We start from the raw sequence: 18,297 nt of genomic DNA on the forward strand, positions 1-18,297 counted from the left end.
CCCCGAACCCCCACTCCCCACCGCACGCCTCCACCACGCACCCCAACACCCGCAGCGCGTCCCCCCTCCGCTCATCGCAAGCCGCAGCCAGCCGGGGATGATCGTGCAGTTGGTGACCGTCGTAGAGGATCACCCGCAACTCCCCGTCCCGAAAACGCAGCGACACATACACCGAGGCGTTCGCGGCGAACCGGCAGGCACAGGCGGTCAGTTCCGCGACGACCTGTACGGCGGCCTCCGTCATGTCCGCCAGCCCGTGTGCCCGAAGGACGACCCGTGTCGTATCCCGTGCCACCCGTGAACTCACCGTCCCGGCGGGCAAGGTGAAGCTGTAGGCGAGCGCGTCCGGAGACGGCGGTGGTGTCTCCGTCGGGTCGGTGGAGATGGGGCAGGCCGAGACGGTGACCGATGCGGACATGGCTGACTCCCTTGTTGGACAACGGACTTGACGTGCACGCCTGCACCCGGCCAGTGGCTTGTCTCCCTGGCGCGAGCCCACCCTTCCCAGAGGAAAGAGAACCTGGGCAGGCTCGCGCGATGCGCTTCCGTTCAGTGCTGGGCGTAAGCGACGCGTCACTGACTGTAGAGCATCTAGGGAGTACGTGTACTACTCTTCCTGGGATCCCCGGTGGACCACAAGAGCACCACAGCGGCAGACTGACCCACGTCACGCAGACGAACGGGGAGTGGGCACATGCCGCCGAGGAGCAAACCGACGGAGCGTCAGAGGCGCTTGGGCGCGGAACTGCGCAGGATGCGTACCTCCGCCGGGATCAAGACGGAGCACGCGGCCCGGCTGCTGAACGTCCCCCGTACGAACGTGCCCAACATGGAGTCGGGTCGCTCCGGGATCAGCGCCGAGCGTGTGCGCACTCTCGCCGCCAACTACGGTTGCGCGGACAAGGAGTTCATCGAGGCACTCGCCGCCATGGCCGCCGGGCGCGACAAGGGCTGGTGGGAGGAGTACCGGGACCGGCTGCCGGACGGTTTCCTCGACATCGCCGAGATGGAATGGCACGCCAAGCGGCTACGGATCACCGTCAGCGTGCACCTGCCGGGTCTGCTTCAGACCGAGGACCACGCCCGCGCCGTGTTCAAAGCCGTGATTCCGCCGCTGTCGGTCCCCGACCTCGACGCCCGGTTGGCCCACCGGGTCGACCGGCAGCAGGTGCTCGACCGGCCGCAACCCCCAGGCCTCGATGTCATCCTGCACGAGGCCGCGCTCCGTATGGAGTTCGGCGGATCCTCCGTCGCGCGGCGGCAGTTGGAGCACCTGCTGCACGTGTCCGACCGTGAGGCCGTGACGATACGCGTCATCCCGTTCAAGGCGGGCGGCTTCCCCGGGGCAGGACAGTCCGTTGTTTACGCCGAGTCGACCGTCCCCCGCCTCGACACCGTTGAACTCGACAGCACGCACGGCCCGGAGTTCATCGACACCCAGGCGCAGCTCAACAAGTACCGCGCCCACCTTGACGCGGCCGAAGCCGTGGCGCTCGCCCCCGCGCCCTCACGGGCCTTCATCCGCACCCTCGCCCACGACCTCTAGGAGACCCCGTGCCCGACATCACCTGGGAAGAGCCCTACTGCGGCGAAGGCGCCAACTGCTTCCGCATAGGCACCGACCCCGACAACAACGCCTACATCGCCATCGCGGGCCAGGAAGACACCTACCTCACCGACACCCGAGACGCCCTACGCACCCTCATCCAGGACATCAAGGCCGGCAAGGCCGACCACCTCCTCTGACCACGCCTTCGAACCTCGTTACCTCCCCTCCCATCCATGACCCGAGGAGAAGGAACTGTCCAGACACCAACAGGCCGTGGTCACAGGCAACATTCGTACGATCAGGGAGAACATGCGAGTCGCCGTGGAAAGGTGCAGGGCGCATGGCTGCTGATCTCTCCCCCGCTCTCGGCGAGATGCTGCGCCGGCTTTCCCAGGCCGTCGGGTGGTACGAGGGTGCCGACGTCTCGTTCGCCGATGGTCACGAGCGCTGGTCCCTCTACCGCGTGGCGACGGACACCCCCGGCGCACTGCCGCTGCTGTTCGAGGCAGTGTCCCTGGAGCCGGACGGCTCCCTGGCGTCTGGAGTCGTCGGTGAGGTGCTCGAACGCGTTCCAGGGGACGAGCGCGAGCGATGGGTGCGGATCCTGCCGCCAGCCGTACGTGAGTTCTCCGCGCGGCGGGCGCGCGAGCTCGGCGTCCTGGAATCGCTCAGGCAGGGTGCCGTGTCGGCAGAGTCTGTCGGCGAACTCATCGGCGGATGGTCCGACTGGCTTCAATCGAGAGCGACCCGTGTGACCGCTGACCAGGACACCCTGCGCGTTGTCTCTCAAAAGGGCCGGACCAAGAGGATCAGGCAGGCTGCCGTGGAGGCTCTTCGTGGTTCTCGCCGAGAGGCAGCCACTGACTGGGCGAAATGACGAGGGCGCCCCCTCCCAAAGGGGACGCCCTCGCAGCCGTACAACCGCCCCGTCAGGCGTGCTCGCCCTCGCCCAAGTGATGCACCCGGACCATGTTCGTCGTGCCCGGGACGCCGGGCGGGGAGCCGGCCGTCATGACGACGATCTCGCCGACCTTGAAGCGGCCCAGCTTCAGCATCTCCTGGTCGACCAGGGAGACCATCTCGTCCGTGCTGTTGACGAACGGGACGACGTACGAGTCGACGCCCCAGCTCAGGGCGAGCTGGTTGCGGGTGCCCTCGTCCGTCGTGAAGGCGACGATCGGCTGGGCCGCGCGGTAGCGGGAGAGGCGGCGGGCCGTGTCGCCGGACTTGGTGAAGGCGACCAGGCCCGTGCCGCCGAGGAAGTCGGCGATCTCGCAGGCCGCGCGGGCGACCGAGCCACCCTGCGTCTTCGGCTTCTTGCCGGGGACCAGGGGCTGCAGGCCCTTGGAGAGGAGCTCCTGCTCCGCCGCCACCACGATCTTCGACATCGTGCGGACCGTCTCGAGCGGGTAGGCGCCGACCGACGACTCCGCGGACAGCATGACCGCGTCGGCGCCGTCCAGGATCGCGTTCGCCACGTCGGACGCCTCGGCGCGCGTCGGGCGCGAGTTGGTGATCATCGACTCCATCATCTGGGTCGCGACGATCACCGGCTTGGCGTTGCGCCGGCACAGCTCCACCAGGCGCTTCTGCACCATCGGGACCTTCTCGAGGGGGTACTCGACGGCGAGGTCACCGCGGGCCACCATCACGCCGTCGAAGGCCGCGACGACGGCGTCCATGTTGTCGACCGCCTGCGGCTTCTCCACCTTGGCGATGACCGGGACGCGGCGCCCCTCCTCGTCCATGATCTTGTGGACGTCGTCCACGTCGGCGGCGTCGCGGACGAAGGACAGGGCGACCATGTCGCAACCCATGCGCAGGGCGAAGCGCAGGTCGTCGATGTCCTTCTCGGAGAGGGCCGGGACGTTCACGGCCGCGCCGGGCAGGTTGATGCCCTTGTGGTCCGAGATGACGCCGCCCTCGATGACGATCGACTTCACCCGCGAACCCTCGACGTCCAGGACCTTCAGCTCGACGTTGCCGTCGTTGATCAGGATCTGGTCGCCGCGCGAGACATCGCCCGGGAGGCCCTTGTACGTCGTACCGCAGATGGTCTTGTCACCGGGGACGTCCTCGGTGGTGATGACGAACTCGTCGCCCCGTACCAGCTCGACGGGGCCCTCCGCGAAGGTTTCCAGGCGGATCTTCGGGCCCTGCAGGTCGGCGAGGACACCGACGGCGCGGCCGGTCTCCTTGGCGGCGGCCCGGACCCGGTCGTACCGGCCCTGGTGCTCGGCGTGGCTGCCGTGGCTGAAGTTGAACCGGGCCACGTTCATGCCGGCCTCGATCAGAGACACGAGCATTTCATGGGAGTCGACCGCGGGGCCGAGAGTGCAAACGATTTTCGAACGGCGCATGGGGCGATCCTATCGGTTTGTTTCGCTTCGGAATATTCCGCCTGGTGGACGACGTAGAAGCACCTACTGGACACAAAGGGGCGGGATAGCGCTCAAGTGAGGCTCTTCCATCGGAGTCGCCGATGTCTTCCCAATGTTCGTCCAATATCCGTTAAGTGTCTTCAGTTGTCCGGTCCCGCCGATCTCACCAGCGCGTACGTCTGTGTCGCGATCTCCAGCTCCTCGTCCGTCGGCACGACCGCCACCGCGACCCGGGAGCCCGCGGGCGAGATCAGCCGGGCCTCCTGGCCGCGTACGGCGTTCAGGGCGCCGTCCACGGCCACGCCGAGGCCCTCCAGGCCGGCCACCGCCGCCTCGCGCACCGGCGCCGCGTTCTCGCCGACACCGGCCGTGAACGCGATGGCGTCCACCCGGCCGAGTACCGCGTAATAGGCGCCGATGTACTTCTTCAGGCGGTGGATGTAGATGTCGAAGGCCAGCCGGGCCGCGGGGGCGTCCGCGCCGCCCTCGTCGATACGGCGGCGGATTTCCCGCATGTCGTTGTCTCCGCACAGGCCGATCAAGCCGCTCTTCTTGTTGAGAAGAGTGTCGATCTCGTCCGTGGACATTCCGCCAACACGCGCCAAATGGAAGATGACAGCCGGATCCAGGTCACCGGAGCGGGTTCCCATGACCAGTCCCTCCAGCGGCGTCAGCCCCATCGAGGTGTCCACGCACCTCCCGCCCCGCACCGCCGACGCGGACGCCCCGTTGCCCAGGTGCAGCACGATCACGTTCACGTCCTCGGGCGCCCGGCCCAGGAGCCGCGCCGTCTCCCGCGACACGTACGCGTGGGACGTGCCGTGGAACCCGTACCGCCGGATGCGGTGCTCGTCGGCCGTCGCGACGTCGATCGCGTAGCGGGCCGCCGACTCCGGCATCGTCGTGTGGAACGCCGTGTCGAAGACCGCGACCTGGGGGAGGTCGGGGCGCAGGGACTGGGCGGTACGGATGCCGGTGAGGTTGGCCGGGTTGTGCAGCGGGGCCACCGGGATCAGGCGCTCGATCTCCGCGAGGACGGTTTCGTCGACGACCGTGGGCTCGGTGAAGGACTGGCCGCCGTGCACGACCCGGTGTCCGATGGCCGCCAACTCGGGGGAGTCGAGGCCGAGTTCATCACTCGCCAGCTCCTCAGCCACCGCCTTCAAGGCTGCCTCGTGGTCGGCGATCGGGCCCGTACGCTCGCGGGACGCGCCGCCCGTCGCCAGCGGGGTGTGCTTCAGACGGGACGTCTCCTCGCCGATGCGTTCCACCAGGCCCACGGCGAGGCGGCTGCTGTCGCGCATGTCGAGCAGCTGGTACTTCACCGACGACGAGCCGGAGTTGAGGACGAGGACGCGGGTCGCGGTCACTGCGCGGAGGCCTTTGCGGTAGGGGGCGTGAGAGCGGTGGCGGTCTGGGCCTGGATCGCCGTGATCGCGACCGTGGTGACGATGTCCGGGACCAGCGCGCCCCGGGACAGGTCGTTGACCGGCTTGCGCAGGCCCTGGAGGACCGGGCCGACGGCGATCGCGCCGGCCGAACGCTGCACGGCCTTGTAGGTGTTGTTGCCGGTGTTGAGGTCCGGGAAGATCAACACGCTTGCCTGGCCCGCGACTTCGGAGCCGGGGAGCTTGGTGGCGGCCACGGTCGGCTCCACGGCCGCGTCGTACTGGATCGGACCCTCGATACGCAGGTCCGGGCGCCGGGAGCGCACCAGTTCCGTCGCCTCGCGCACCTTGTCGACGTCCGCGCCCGAACCGGACGTACCCGTCGAGTACGACAGCATCGCGATCCTCGGCTCCACACCGAACTGCTCGGCGGTGGCGGCCGACTGGATGGCGATGTCGGCCAACTGCTCGGCGTTCGGGACGGGGTTGACCGCGCAGTCGCCGTAGACGAGAACCTTGTCGGCGAGGCACATGAAGAAGACGGAGGAGACGATCGAGGCGTCGGGATTGGTCTTGATGATCTCGAAGGCGGGGCGGATCGTCGCGGCCGTGGAGTGGACGGAGCCCGACACCATGCCGTCGGCCAGGCCTTCCTGGACCATCAGGGTGCCGAAGTAGTTGACGTCCGAGACGACGTCGTACGCCAGCTCGACCGTGACGCCCCGGTGCGCGCGCAGCTGGGCGTACTTCTCGGCGAACCTGTCCCGCAGTTCGGAGGTCTGCGGGTCGATCACCTGGCAGCCGCCGAGGTCTATGCCCAGGTCGGCGGCCTTCTTGCGGATGACGTCGGCCGGCCCGAGCAGCGTCAGGTCGCACACGCCCCGGCGCAGCAGCACCTCGGCGGCGTGCAGGACGCGTTCCTCGGTGCCCTCGGGGAGGACGACCCGGCGCTTGTCGGCGCGGGCGCGCTCGAGGAGCTTGTGCTCGAACATCATGGGCGTGACCCGGTCGCTGCTGGGTGCGGAGATACGCCGGAGAAGTTCCGTCGTGTCGACGTGGCGCTCGAAGAGGCCGAGGGCCGTCTCCGCCTTGCGCGGGGTGGCCGCGTTCAACTTCCCCTCCAGGGAGAAGAGCTGGGCGGCGGTGGGGAAGCTTGTCCCGGCGACGGAGATGACGGGGGTGCCCGGGGCGAGCCGGGCGGCGAGGGTGAGGACCTCGTCGCTGGGGCGCTCGTTCAGGGTCAGCAGGACGCCCGCGATGGGCGGCGTACCGGCGCTGTGCGCGGCGAGGGCGCCGACCACGAGATCGGCGCGGTCACCGGGGGTGACGACCAGGCAGCCCGGGGTCAGCGCGGTCAGGAAGTTGGGCAGCATCGCGCCGCCGAAGACGAAGTCCAGCGCGTCGCGGGCGAGGCCCGAGTCGTCGCCGAGGACCACCTTGCCGCCGAGCGCGTGGGTGATCTGGGCGACCGTCGGCGCGGACAGGGCGGGTTCGTCGGGCAGGACGTAACAGGGCACGGGGAGACGGGAGTCGAGGCCCTCGGCGATCGCGGCGCGGTCCTCGCGGGCGACGCGGTTGGCGACCATGGCCAGGACGTCGCAGCCATGCGCCTCGTACGCGCGGTACGCGTTGCGGGTCTCCGCGAGCACCGACTCGGCGGTCTGGTCGCGTCCGCCGACGACCGCGACGACGGACGCGCCGAACTCGTTCGCGAGGCGGGCGTTGAGGGCCAGCTCGTCCGGGAACTGGGTGTCGGCGAAGTCGGTGCCGAGGACGAGGACGACGTCGTACTCGCGGGCGACGAGCAGGAAGCGGTCGACGAGGGTCGAGACGAGCTCGTCGGTGCCCTGCTCGGCCTGGAGCGCGGACGCCTCCGGGTAGTCCATGCCGTACACGGTCGCCGGGTCCTGGGAGAGGCGGTAGCGGGCGCGCAGCAGCTCGAAGAGACGGTCCGGGTCGTCGTGCACCAGGGGGCGGAAGACGCCCACGCGGTCCACCTGCCGGGTCAGGAGTTCCATGACTCCCAGCTCGACGACCTGGCGGCCGTCACCCCGGTCGATCCCGGTCACGTACACGCTGCGGGTCGTCACGCGTGCTCTCCGTTTCAGCTGGATTGTTCGGGCCTCTCGACACTACCCGCGCGGCTGGTTTAGTCGCCGGTCAGGCCCGTCGGGAGGGCATCGGGAGCGAGGGCCGGGTCAGGGCGTGGAACAATTGGAGTGGGCCCACCGGCATCACGAGCGAGCAGAACGATCACCGCGATCACAGCGAGCAGGAGACACAGCACGATGCGTATCGGAGTTCTCACCGCAGGCGGCGACTGTCCGGGCCTGAACGCAGTGATCCGGTCGGTGGTCCACCGGGCGGTCACCCAGTACGACGACGAGGTCATCGGCTTCGAGGACGGTTACGCGGGGCTGCTGGACGGCCGCTACCGCACCCTCGACCTCGACGCGGTCAGCGGCATCCTCGCCCGCGGCGGCACCATTCTCGGCTCGTCCCGTCTCCAGCGCGACCGGCTGCGCGAGGCCTGCGAGAACGCGCAGGACATGGCCCGCGAGTTCGGTATCGACGTCCTGATCCCGATCGGCGGGGAGGGCACGCTGACGGCGGCCCGGATGCTGAGCGACGCGCGCCTGCCCGTCGTCGGCGTCCCCAAGACCATCGACAACGACATCTCGTCGACGGACCGTACGTTCGGCTTCGACACGGCGGTGGGTGTCGCGACGGAGGCGATGGACCGCCTGAAGACCACCGCCGAGTCGCATCAGCGCGTGATGGTCGTCGAGGTCATGGGCCGCCACGCGGGCTGGATCGCCCTGGAGTCCGGCATGGCGGCCGGCGCCCACGGCATCTGCCTCCCCGAGCGCCCCTTCGACCCCGATCACCTGGTGAAGATGGTCGAGGAACGGTTCGCGCGCGGCAAGAAGTTCGCCGTCATCTGCGTCGCCGAGGGCGCGCACCCCGCCGAGGGCAGCATGGACTACGGCCACGGCGAGATCGACCAGTTCGGCCACGAGCGCTTCCAGGGTATCGGCACGGCACTGGCGTACGAGCTGGAACGCCGGCTCGGCAAGGAGGCCAAGCCGGTCATCCTCGGCCACATCCAGCGCGGCGGCACGCCTACCGCGTACGACCGCGTCCTCGCGACCCGGTTCGGCTGGCACGCGGTGGAGGCCGCGCACCAGGGCGAGTTCGGACGGATGACGGCACTGCGCGGGACGGACGTGGTGATGGTGCCGCTGGCGGAGGCTGTCACCGAACTGAAGACGGTCCCGAAGGACCGGATGGACGAGGCGGAGTCGGTTTTCTAGCCTCCAACTCCGGTTGCCCGGTTGCCCAGCTCGTTGGGCCATTGGGTCGTCGGGTTTACAGGCTTCGGGTTGTCGGGACGGTCAGGGGGCGATGGTGTCGATCCTCGCCCAGAAGTGCTCCACGATCCGTTCGAGGAAGTCACGTCCGGTATGGCTTGCCTCGGTCGCCGCGGAACCGTCCGACCAGGTCACGGTGGCGGCCATCTGCCCCTGGTAGTAGCGGTGCAGCTCCTGGAGGGTGCCCTCCAGGAGACGCCGGTTCAGCGGCACCATCTTGCCGACGGGGCGGACGTAAGCCTGCCAGCGTGTCGTGACGGCGCTGCGCAACAGGCCGGCGAGCTTGCCGTCGAGGCCGGTGAGGGTCATGAAGTCGGCGAGGGACAGTTCGAGCACCTCGGCGAGAATCGCGGACTGCCGCTCGGTGCCGCGCCACTCGCCGCTCTCCTCCATCCGTACGTAGACGAGGAGTTCGAGCCCGACGGCCCCGGCGACGTCCTCGGCGCTGAGCCCACGCGCGGCACGGTGTTCGCGCAAGGTGCGCGGACGGCCGATGAGTTCACAGGGGGCGCACCACAACACGCCCGCGAGAGCGGTGAGTTCGTTCTTTCCGGGGGCCATGATGCCGCGTTCCCAGGCGATCACATGGTCGGCCGTGATGTACGGCAGCCCGTACGACACCTGCATCCCGTACGCGACGTGCTCGGGGCCCATGTCCAGGGCCATACGGAGTCTGCGGGCGGCGTGGGCGTCGAAGGGCGGGGTCGGCGGCGTGGGCGGTGGGGGAGGGGCTGGAGGTCGGCGCACGCGCCACAAGTTAGGGGTGCGGAGCGGCGGTGACTACATTCTGTTCGGCCACAATTACGGATTGTAGGAAGCTACGGGGGGCGGGAAGTGGTTCCGGTTCGTTCCGGATTGACTGATGGCCGTGGGCTGATTGCCGGGCGGAGATGACCGGGGCCTGTTGGGGGCGTCCGATCGTGCGAACGGCAAGGTGGTGGGGCATATGCGCGCTTGTCCGTCGGTTACGTGTGCGGTATCGGGGGTGCCTTCGGGGTGTCTTCGGGGTCCCTGGGGTGTCGACTGTCCGGGCGGGGGTCGAAGGTCTGTGCGGTACGGTCGGGGGCTTGGCCGGGTGGGTAACCGGCCAGTACTGCGAGTAGTCGCGGCGCGATCCTTGCGGTGCGGGGGCGGGGGTGGAGCCGCTCCGGCCCGAGGTGCTGCCTGAAATGTGTCGCCCCGGCGGGCGCAGGACCGTACTGTCGCGCGTATGAAGCTGCTCTCAGTCAATGTGGGCAAGCCCCGGCCCAACCCCTGGAAGGGCCTCAGCGCGACAGGCATCGACAAGCGGCCCGTCGACGGCCCCGTCGCCGTCATCGCGCCCGGGCCCAAGGGGACCGGTGAGGTGGGTCTCGCCGGCGACCGCGTCTACGACGTGAAGCACCACGGCGGTTCTGACCAGGCGGTCTACGCCTATGCTCGGGAGGATCTCGACGGCTGGGAGGCCGAGCTGGGCAGGCCGCTCACCGACGGCGTCTTCGGGGAGAACCTCACGACCCGTGGCCTTGACGTCAACGGCGCTCTGATCGGGGAGCGTTGGCGCATCGGGCCGGACGTCGTCCTGGAGGTGTCATGCGCGCGGATCCCGTGCGCGACGTTCCAGGGCTGGCTGGAGCGTGAGGGCTGGATCAAGCGGTTTACGCAGGCCGCGCTCCCGGGCGCCTATCTCCGGGTGATCGAGCCGGGAGACATCCGCGCAGGCGACCCCGTCGAAATCGTGCACCGGCCCGACCACGACGTCACCGTCGCGCTCGTTTTCCGCGCGATGACCCTCGAACCGGACCTGCTGCCGCGACTGCTGGTCGCCGATGCGCTGAACGAGGAGAACAGGCAACTGGTCCGCAGGCGCACGAGCACATAGACGACGAGCTCGGAGCTCGGACCTACCGGTCTTCAGGGCCCCGCGCCCTGGTTACCGTCCCTCCCTCAGGGGTCGACTCACCCCTTCACGGCTCCACCGAGCGCGAACCCCCCACCCACCTTCCGCGCCACCAGCACATACAGCAAAATCACCGGCGTCGAATAGATGACCGAGAACGCGGCCAACTGCCCATAAACAACCGTCCCCCGATTTCCGAAGAAATCGTTGATGCTCACGCTCGCCGGCATCTGGTCCGGTGTGAGCAGCAGCATGAACGGGACGAAGAAGTTGCCCCACATCATCACGAACGAGAACACCGTCACCACAGCCACTCCCGGGCCCATCAGTGGCAGCACGATCCGTACCAGCGACTGGAACGCCGACGCCCCGTCCGTCCAGGCGGCCTCCTCCAGTTCCCTCGGTACGCCGTCCATGAAGTTCTTCATCAGCCAGATGGCGAACGGGAGTTGCGACGCCGCGAAGAAGAAGATCGTGCCCTGCATCGTGTCGATCAGGTTCACCCGCACGAACAGCGCGTACACCGGCACCATGATCGCCGTGATCGGTAGACAGGTGGCGAACAGCACCGTCAGCAGAAACGGCCGGTTGAACCGCGACCGAAACCGCGACAACGGATACGCGGCCAGCGCCGCACACACCACCGTCAGCAGTGTCCCGCCTCCGCACAGGATCAGGCTGTTGAGCAGCGGCGTGAAGGTGATCTCGTCCGTCAGTACCGCGTCGAAGTTTCCGAACGTCAGACCGTCCGGGACCCTCACCCGCAAGTCCGCGTGCGGATCCAGCGCCGACAGGACCACCCACGCGAGGGGGAGTACGAAGGCTGCCGCGACGGCCAAGAGGCTTGCGTCGGCTGCCAACCGGCGGTTCGCGCGCCGGGATTTCATCGTCACCATCTTGACCCCGGGCATCTCACACCTCCGTTCGCAGCAGCCGCATGTACACCACCGAGAACAGTGAGCCGACGACCAGCAACAGCAGCGCCACCGCGGTCCCGTACCCGATCATGCTCTTCTGGAAGGCCTGTTCGTACATGAAGAGGGGGAGCGTCTGGCTTCGATTTCCCGGGCCGCCCCTCGTCATCACCCAGATCAGGCCGAAGACCGACAGGGTCTGGAGCGTGTTCAGCATCAGGTTCGTGCCGATCGAGCGCCTGATCATCGGCAGCGTGATGTGCCACATCCGGCGCCAGCCGCCCGCGCCGTCGACCTCCGCCGCCTCGGTGATCTCCTTGGGGATCTCGTTCAGCGCCGCCGAGTACACCAGCATCGAGAACGCCGTACCCCGCCACACGTTCGCGAACGACACCGCCAGGATCGGCAGGGTGAACAGCCAGTTCTGGGACGGGAGATGGAGCCAGTCCAGGATGGCGTTGAGAGTGCCCTCCCGCCGGAAGAACGCGTACAGCAGGAACCCCGCCACCACCTCCGGCAGCACCCACGCCGTGATCACGATCCCTCCCACCAGCGTCCGCACCGGCTTCGACGCGCGCTGCATCAGTGCCGCCAGCGTCAGTCCCAGGGTGTTCTGGCCGATCAGGGACGAGATGACCGTGAAGACGAGAGTCAGCCATACGGCGTTGAGGAACGCCTTGTCCTTGAATGCCGTACGGAAGTTGTCGAAACCGACGAAGGACGAGGTGGCCTGACCCGTCAACTGGAGGTCGGTGAACGCGATGTAGGCGCAGTACGCGATCGGGCCGGCGAGAAAGAGGGCGAGGAGAACCACCGCCGGTGTGACCGGAAGCGCCCGCGTCAGGGCGCGACGCCTGGTCGCACCCGTACCCGTACTCGTACCCGCTCCTGCACTCACCGCTTCTCTACCACCTGGTCGTCCGTCGCCGACTTCAGCGTCTCGTCGTACGCGCGCGCCGCCTCCGCCACCGACGCGTCACCCGTCGTCACGCCCTCCATTGCCTCCTGGACGGCCGTCGAGACCTTCGGGTACGCCGGATACGCCGGGCGGTAGTGGGTGCTCGCGACCAGGTCCGTGAAGAACCTGATGCCGGGCTGGGCGTCGACGTACGCCGGGTCCGCCGCCACGTCCTTGCGGACCGCGATGCCGGAGTTGGCGATGTACCACTTCCGGGCGTTCGCCTTCGTCTGCATCGTCTTGATGAACTCGAACGACAGGTCGGGGTTGTTCGCCTTCGACGGGATCGCCCAGGTCCAGCCACCCGACATGCTCACCTTGCCCGGCGCCTGGCCGTGCTGGGTCGGCATCGCCGCGAGGCCCAACTTCGTTGACCACTCGGGCCATTCGTGACCGCTGCCCGGCAGCCAGTCCTGGGGGAGCCAGGAGCCGTCGAGGTTGATGCCCAGCTTGCCCTCGGGGAGCAGTTCGCCGCGTACCCGGGTGCCGATGTTGGGGTCGAGGGCGTCCTCGACGTCAGGGCCCAGCTTCTCCTTGTACACCGTCTCGACGAACGTCAACGCGTCCTTGAACGCCTGACTCCCGGTGATCCACTTCTTCGACGAGCCGTCGTACAGGGGGTCCGAGGTCGCCGCGCCCGGCGTCCCGTACAACAGCATCTCGAAGCCCTGCATGGTGGCCCCTTCACCCACCGGCTTGCCCGTGTAGACGTTCAGGGGGATGACGTCCGGGACCTTCTCCTTGATCGTGCGGGCCGCGGACAACACCTCCGCCCACGTCTTCGGCTGCCAACTGGCAGACAGGCCCGCCTTCTTGAAGATGCCCTTGTCGAACCACAGCCCCCGGGTGTCCGTCCCGTCCGGGACGCCGTACGTCTTGCCGTCCTCCGCCTTGGCGGCCGTCTTCGCCGTGTCGATGAACTGGTTCCAGTCCGGCCACTTGGCGAGGTAGGCGTCGAGCGGCTTCAAGTACCCGCTGGTGATGTCCGAGTTGATGAGGAACGTGTCCTCGTACACCAGGTCGGGGGCCGTCTTGGGGGAGCGGAGCATCTGCTGGACCTTGGTGTAGTACTCCGAGTCCGGGGCCTTGATCGGGACCAGCTCCACCTTCTTGCCCGGATTGGCCTTCTCGAACTGTTTCTTGATGTCCGCCAGGTAGGTGTCCATCACCTTGACGGAGTTGTCGGTCGACTGCTTGAACGAGATCTTCACCGTGTCCGGATCACTTCCGGAGCCGCCGCCGCACGCGGTGAGCGAACCGGCGGCGACAGTGAGGGCGGTGGCAACGAGCAAGGAGGATAAGGCAGTTGGGCGAGCGGCGGTGGGGCGCACGAGCACGACCTCCTACGGGCCTGAAAGCCTGTACGGCTGCCCGGCGAACGTAAGAGGAGTGGTCTAGTCAGGTCAATGACCTTGCAGCGATCCGTGCTCATCGGCCGGCCGCGCCCCCCTTGGCCCGCTACCCCTTCACCCACCGATACTGCAACTCCGGCCGCCCCACCTGCCCGTACTGCGGACTCCGCGCCGCCCGGCCCGAGTCCACCAGGTGCTCCAGGTAACGCCGGGCCGTGATGCGCGAGATGCCGACCTCCTCGGCGACCCCGGCCGCGGTGAGCCCCTCGGTGCTGGCCCGCAGGGTCACCGTGACCCGTTCCAGGGTGGGGGCGCTCAGGCCCTTGGGGAGGGCGGCGGGGCCCGGGGCGCGCAGGGTCGCCAGGGCGCGGTCGACCTCGTCCTGGCCGCTCGCCTCGCCCGCCGACGCGTGGAACTCGGCGTACCGGACCAGGCGGTCCCGGAGGGTCGCGAAGGTGAACGGCTTCAGTACGTACTGCACGACCCCCAGCGAGACCCCCTCCCGCACCACCGCCAGGTCCCGCGCCGACGTCACCGCTATCACGTCGGCGTGGTAGCCGGCCGCCCGCAGCGAGCGGGCCAGCTGCAGTCCGTGGCCGTCCGGGAGATGGAGGTCGAGCAGGAGCAGGTCCACCGGCGTACGGTCCAGCGCGCGCCGCGCCTCCGCGCCCGTGTGCGCCTTGCCGACGGCCGTGAACCCGGGCACCCGGCCCACGTACATGACGTGCGCGTCGGCGGCGACCGGGTCGTCCTCCACGACGAGAACGCGGATGGGGTCGGTCGTCGTGTCTCTGCGCGGCGTATCTCTCGGGTCGGTCATGCGTCGCCTCCTGGCAAGGCGGGTTCGGCGGGATCCGCGGGATCGATGGACCTGACGGGGACGGGACCTCCCGAAGCGTTCGTGGCCGTGGCCGTGGCGGCGCCCGTGGCCACCACGGGCGCCGCCACCTTAGGCAACGGCAGCCGTACCTCGAACTCCGCCCCGCCGCCCGCCGCCTCGGCCACCGTCAGCGTGCCCTCGTGACGGGCCACCGCCTGCCGTACGAGCGCCAGACCCAGACCCCGGCCGCCCGGTCCCGCCGGCTTGGTCGTGAAGCCCCGCTGGAAGACCGCCTCCGCGTGGGCCGGGTCGACGCCCGCGCCCGTGTCCGAGACCCGCAGCACCAGCAGGGAGTCCTCCGTCAGGGCCGTCACCGTCACCCGCGACGCCCCCATGCCGCTGTCCACGCTTCCCTGCGCCGCGTCCACCGCGTTGTCGATGAGGTTGCCCAGGATGGTGACCAGGTCGCGGGCGGGGAGCGTGTCGGGGAGGAGGCCGTCGTCGAGGCTGCTCTCCTCGGACACCACCAGCTCCACGCCCCGCTCGTTCGCCTGCGCCGTCTTGCCGAGCAGCAGGGCGGCCAGCACCGGTTCGCTGACCGCCGCGACCACCTGGTCGGTGAGCGCCTGGGCCAGTTCCAGTTCGGCGGTCGCGAAGTCCACGGCCTCCTCCGCCCGGCCCAGTTCGATCAGGGAGACGACGGTGTGGAGGCGGTTCGCCGCCTCGTGCGCCTGTGAGCGCAGCGCCTGGGTGAAACCGCGCTCGGAGTCCAACTCGCCCATCAGGGACTGGAGTTCCGTCACATCGCGCAGGGTGGCGACCGTACCCCGACGCTCGCCGCTCGACACGGGGGAGGTGTTGACGACCAGCACCCGGTCGGCGGTCAGATGCACCTCGTCGACGCGTGGCTCCGCCGACAGCAGCGCGCCCGTCAGGGGCGCGGGCAGCCCCAGTTCGGCCACGGACCGGCCGACGACCTCCCCCTCGTCCACGACGCCCAGCAGTTCCCGCCCGCCGTCGTTCATCAGCGCCACCCTGTACTGCCCGTCGAGCATCAGCAGCCCCTCGCGTACGGCGTGCAGGGCGGCCTGGTGGTAGTCGTGCATACGGCTGAGCTCGGCCGCGTTCATCCCGTGCGTGTGCCGGCGCAGGCGCGCGTTGATGACGTACGTGCCGACCGCGCCCAGCGCCAGCGCGGCCGCCGCGACCCCGAACAGGGCCTTGACCTGGTTCTGGACCCGGGCACTGATCTCCTCGACCCGGATCCCCGCGCTGACCAGCCCGATGATCTGGCTGTCGGCGCCGTCGGCGCGGATCGGGGTGACCGCGCGGACGGACGGGCCGAGCGTGCCGGAGAAGACCTCCGTGAACGACTCGCCGCGCAGCGCGCGTTCCCTGTGCCCGAGGAAGCGCTGACCGATCTGGTCCTTGTCCGGGTGGGTCCAGCGGATGCCCTCGGGGTCCATGATCGTGACGAAGTCGACGTCCGTGTGGTGCTGCACCTGAAGGGCGTACGGCTGGAGGAGCTTCGTCGGCTCGGCGGTGGTACGGATCGCCTCGCGCACCGAGGGGGCGTCCGCGACGGAACGGGCCACGGCCATCGCCTGCCGGCCGGCGGCGTCCTCGGCCTGGCTGCGGTCGCTGAGGTACGTGAACAGCGCACATCCGGCCACCACGACCGCGATCAGCACGGCCTGCATCGCGAACAGCTGGGCGGCCAGACTGCGGGGTCCGGGGACGCGGGGGAAACGCATGGTGCCAGTCTGCCTCTCCTTATAAGCGTGAACTAAATGAACGGAAGGGTGACCGCCCTCACAGGCCGGGGGATAGTCACGGCATCGCAGGGACGCGATTCACGGGCCGTGGCCTGTTTTCGGTCGCCGCCCGCGACCCCGCAGCACCGCCAGTCCCCAGCACAACTTTCTCCCCATCCCCCGGACGTGAGCCGCACGCCGGTGATGCCGACGACGACGTCAAGGAGGGCAGCCGTGGCCACCTCATCCTCAACGGCACCTGCCGCACCCGCCGCCAAGCGGGACCGTACCCACTACCTCTACATCGCGGTCATCGCCGCGGTTGCCGCCGGTATCGCCGTTGGTCTGATCGCCCCGGACTTCGCCGTCGAACTGAAGCCGCTCGGTACCGGCTTCGTGAACCTGATCAAGATGATGATCTCGCCGATCATCTTCTGCACGATCGTGCTCGGTATCGGCTCGGTACGTAAGGCAGCGAAGGTCGGCAAGGTCGGCGGGATCGCGCTCGGCTACTTCGTGATCATGTCGTTCGTCGCGCTGGGCATCGGCCTGGTCGTCGGCAACATCATCGAGCCGGGCACCGGCCTCGCGCTGACCGACGCCGCCAAGGAGGCCGGCCACGCGCAGGTCTCGGCCGAGGCCAAGGACACCACCGAGTTCCTGCTCGGAATCATCCCGATGACGTTCGTCTCCGCCTTCACCGGCGGCGAGGTCCTCCAGACGCTGCTGATCGCCCTGCTCGCCGGGTTCGCCCTGCAGGCCATGGGCTCGGCCGGCCAGCCGATCATGCGCGGTGTGGAGCACATCCAGCGCCTGGTCTTCCGCATCCTCGGCATGGTCATGTGGGCCGCGCCCGTCGGCGCGTTCGGCGCCATGGCCGCGGTGACCGGGTCCGCCGGCGTGGACGCGCTCAAGAAGCTCGCCGTCCTGATGCTCGCCTTCTACCTCACCTGCTTCCTCTTCGTCTTCGTCGTGCTCGGCGCACTGCTGAAGCTCTGCACGGGCCTCAACATCTTCTCGCTGCTCAAGTACCTGGGCCGCGAGTTCCTGCTGATCCTGTCGACCTCGTCCTCCGAGTCCGCGCTGCCGCGGCTGATCGCGAAGATGGAGCACCTGGGCGTCAGCAAGCCGGTCGTCGGCATCACCGTCCCGACCGGCTACTCGTTCAACCTCGACGGCACCATGATCTACATGACCATGTCGTCCCTGTTCATCGCCGACGCCATGGGTACGCCGATGTCGATCGGTGAGCAGATCCCGCTGCTGCTCTTCCTGCTCGTCGCCTCCAAGGGCGCGGCGGGTGTCACCGGCGCCGGTCTCGCGACCCTGGCCGGCGGCCTCCAGTCCCACAAGCCCGCCCTGGTGGACGGCCTGGGCCTGATCGTCGGCATCGACCGCTTCATGAGCGAGGCCCGCGCCGTCACCAACTTCGCGGGCAACGCGGTCGCCACGGTCCTGATCGGCACCTGGACCAAGGAGATCGACAAGGAGCGCGTCGCGGAGGTCCTCGCCGGTCAGCACCCGTTCGACGAGAAGACGCTCATCGACGAGAACGACGGCTTCCACCCCGACACCGACGGCGCGTCCGACTCCGCGGACATCCCCGAGCAGGGCGGCGAGAAGGAACTCGCCAAGGCCTGACACCGACTCCGGGTGGCTGGACACTCCCCCGTTGTCCGGCCACCCGGCCTGGGTGCCCGGCAGGTCCGCCGGATCCCCAGGGCCTCGAAAAACGCCGAGCGGCCAGGCTCTCCCCCGTAGCCTGGCCGCTCGGCCATTTCGGCGTTCACGCCGCGCTGCCTGTGCGTTCTCTCTGCTTGGGTGCCGCGCCACTAGTACTGCAATCACAGTTGCAGGATGTGGCCTCGGCGTTTGTAGTGGCTGCGGCGGGCCCGGGTTTGGCTGAGGCGTCTCCACCATGACCAGCGCAG

General features: G+C 68.8%; 16 protein-coding genes. 6 read left to right on the forward strand and 10 right to left on the reverse strand.

Annotation, left to right across the window (positions count from 1 at the left end):
* Positions 1-418: hypothetical protein (locus ADL01_RS08365; protein ID WP_053741270.1), on the reverse strand; the 418-nt coding region annotated here is incomplete at its 3' end.
* A gap of 336 nt (positions 419-754) precedes the next feature.
* Between ADL01_RS08365 and ADL01_RS08370 the strand changes: the two genes are divergently transcribed.
* From ADL01_RS08370 to ADL01_RS08380, 3 genes are all read left to right on the forward strand, one after another.
* The gene (locus tag ADL01_RS08370; RefSeq protein WP_324614585.1) at positions 755-1,546 is read left to right on the forward strand and encodes a helix-turn-helix transcriptional regulator; all 792 of its coding nucleotides are present in this window, start codon (positions 755-757) and stop codon (positions 1,544-1,546) included.
* 8 nt (positions 1,547-1,554) lie between these two features.
* A complete protein-coding gene (locus tag ADL01_RS08375) occupies positions 1,555-1,746 on the forward strand; it encodes a hypothetical protein (RefSeq protein ID WP_053741272.1) in 192 nt (63 codons plus the stop codon).
* Between the two features lie 143 nt (positions 1,747-1,889).
* Complete coding sequence (locus ADL01_RS08380; RefSeq protein WP_053741273.1) at positions 1,890-2,426, forward strand: hypothetical protein; 537 nt, start codon at positions 1,890-1,892, stop codon at positions 2,424-2,426.
* 52 nt (positions 2,427-2,478) lie between these two features.
* On the opposite strand, the gene pyk is transcribed toward ADL01_RS08380, so the two are convergent.
* From pyk to pta, 3 genes are all read right to left on the reverse strand, one after another.
* The gene (gene pyk / locus ADL01_RS08385) at positions 2,479-3,909 is read right to left on the reverse strand and encodes a pyruvate kinase (RefSeq protein WP_053741274.1); all 1,431 of its coding nucleotides are present in this window, start codon (positions 3,907-3,909) and stop codon (positions 2,479-2,481) included.
* A 161-nt stretch (positions 3,910-4,070) separates the two neighbouring features.
* Positions 4,071-5,300: an acetate kinase gene (locus ADL01_RS08390; RefSeq protein WP_053741275.1), complete on the reverse strand. Its 1,230-nt coding sequence runs from the start codon at positions 5,298-5,300 to the stop codon at positions 4,071-4,073.
* Complete coding sequence (gene pta / locus ADL01_RS08395; protein ID WP_053741276.1) at positions 5,297-7,408, reverse strand: phosphate acetyltransferase; 2,112 nt, start codon at positions 7,406-7,408, stop codon at positions 5,297-5,299. The genes ADL01_RS08390 and pta overlap by 4 nt, the downstream gene beginning before the upstream one ends.
* 198 nt (positions 7,409-7,606) lie before the next feature.
* On the opposite strand from pta, the gene ADL01_RS08400 reads away from it, so the two are divergent.
* Positions 7,607-8,632, forward strand: coding sequence for an ATP-dependent 6-phosphofructokinase (locus ADL01_RS08400; protein ID WP_053741277.1), 1,026 nt, complete (start codon positions 7,607-7,609; stop codon positions 8,630-8,632).
* 81 nt (positions 8,633-8,713) lie between these two features.
* Here the strand turns inward: ADL01_RS08400 and ADL01_RS08405 are convergent, their stop codons facing one another.
* A complete protein-coding gene (locus ADL01_RS08405; protein WP_107090837.1) occupies positions 8,714-9,445 on the reverse strand; it encodes a helix-turn-helix domain-containing protein in 732 nt (243 codons plus the stop codon).
* 454 nt (positions 9,446-9,899) lie between these two features.
* Between ADL01_RS08405 and ADL01_RS08410 the strand changes: the two genes are divergently transcribed.
* A complete protein-coding gene (locus ADL01_RS08410) occupies positions 9,900-10,550 on the forward strand; it encodes an MOSC domain-containing protein (protein ID WP_053741278.1) in 651 nt (216 codons plus the stop codon).
* Positions 10,551-10,627: 77 nt separating this feature from the next.
* Here ADL01_RS08410 and ADL01_RS08415 read toward each other — a convergent pair whose 3' ends face one another.
* The 5 genes from ADL01_RS08415 to ADL01_RS08435 form a co-directional block, all read right to left on the reverse strand.
* On the reverse strand, positions 10,628-11,479 hold the full coding sequence (locus tag ADL01_RS08415) for a carbohydrate ABC transporter permease (protein ID WP_053741279.1): 852 nt from the start codon (positions 11,477-11,479) through the stop codon (positions 10,628-10,630).
* 1 nt (position 11,480) lies between these two features.
* Positions 11,481-12,380, reverse strand: coding sequence for a carbohydrate ABC transporter permease (locus ADL01_RS08420; protein WP_053741280.1), 900 nt, complete (start codon positions 12,378-12,380; stop codon positions 11,481-11,483).
* On the reverse strand, positions 12,377-13,777 hold the full coding sequence (locus tag ADL01_RS08425; RefSeq protein ID WP_078960396.1) for an extracellular solute-binding protein: 1,401 nt from the start codon (positions 13,775-13,777) through the stop codon (positions 12,377-12,379). Before ADL01_RS08425 ends, ADL01_RS08420 begins: the two co-directional genes overlap by 4 nt.
* Positions 13,778-13,898: 121 nt before the next feature.
* Positions 13,899-14,612, reverse strand: coding sequence for a response regulator (locus tag ADL01_RS08430; protein ID WP_053741281.1), 714 nt, complete (start codon positions 14,610-14,612; stop codon positions 13,899-13,901).
* Positions 14,609-16,366 carry a sensor histidine kinase gene (locus ADL01_RS08435; RefSeq protein ID WP_053741282.1) on the reverse strand — a complete coding sequence of 586 codons (1,758 nt, stop codon included), beginning with the start codon at positions 16,364-16,366 and terminating at the stop codon, positions 14,609-14,611. Before ADL01_RS08435 ends, ADL01_RS08430 begins: the two co-directional genes overlap by 4 nt.
* Positions 16,367-16,570: 204 nt before the next feature.
* On the opposite strand from ADL01_RS08435, the gene ADL01_RS08440 reads away from it, so the two are divergent.
* On the forward strand, positions 16,571-18,007 hold the full coding sequence (locus tag ADL01_RS08440) for a cation:dicarboxylate symporter family transporter (protein WP_420719694.1): 1,437 nt from the start codon (positions 16,571-16,573) through the stop codon (positions 18,005-18,007).
* The last annotated feature ends 290 nt before the right edge of the window (positions 18,008-18,297 follow it).

It is taken from the genome of Streptomyces sp. NRRL WC-3618 (assembly GCF_001280005.1).
In the GTDB taxonomy this organism is placed as follows: domain Bacteria; phylum Actinomycetota; class Actinomycetes; order Streptomycetales; family Streptomycetaceae; genus Streptomyces.

Bases quoted from the DNA above. Each gene is read 5' to 3' on its own strand.
- ADL01_RS08370 (WP_324614585.1), top strand. From the start codon at position 755: ATGCGTACCTCCGCCGGGATCAAGACGGAGCACGCGGCCCGGCTGCTG.
- ADL01_RS08380 (WP_053741273.1), top strand. From the start codon at position 1,890: ATGGCTGCTGATCTCTCCCCCGCTCTCGGCGAGATGCTGCGCCGGCTT.
- pyk (WP_053741274.1), bottom strand. From the start codon at position 3,909: ATGCGCCGTTCGAAAATCGTTTGCACTCTCGGCCCCGCGGTCGACTCC.
- ADL01_RS08400 (WP_053741277.1), top strand. From the start codon at position 7,607: ATGCGTATCGGAGTTCTCACCGCAGGCGGCGACTGTCCGGGCCTGAAC.
- ADL01_RS08410 (WP_053741278.1), top strand. From the start codon at position 9,900: ATGAAGCTGCTCTCAGTCAATGTGGGCAAGCCCCGGCCCAACCCCTGG.
- ADL01_RS08415 (WP_053741279.1), bottom strand. From the start codon at position 11,479: ATGCCCGGGGTCAAGATGGTGACGATGAAATCCCGGCGCGCGAACCGC.
- ADL01_RS08430 (WP_053741281.1), bottom strand. From the start codon at position 14,612: ATGACCGACCCGAGAGATACGCCGCGCAGAGACACGACGACCGACCCC.
- ADL01_RS08435 (WP_053741282.1), bottom strand. From the start codon at position 16,366: ATGCGTTTCCCCCGCGTCCCCGGACCCCGCAGTCTGGCCGCCCAGCTG.
- ADL01_RS08440 (WP_420719694.1), top strand. From the start codon at position 16,571: ATGCCGACGACGACGTCAAGGAGGGCAGCCGTGGCCACCTCATCCTCA.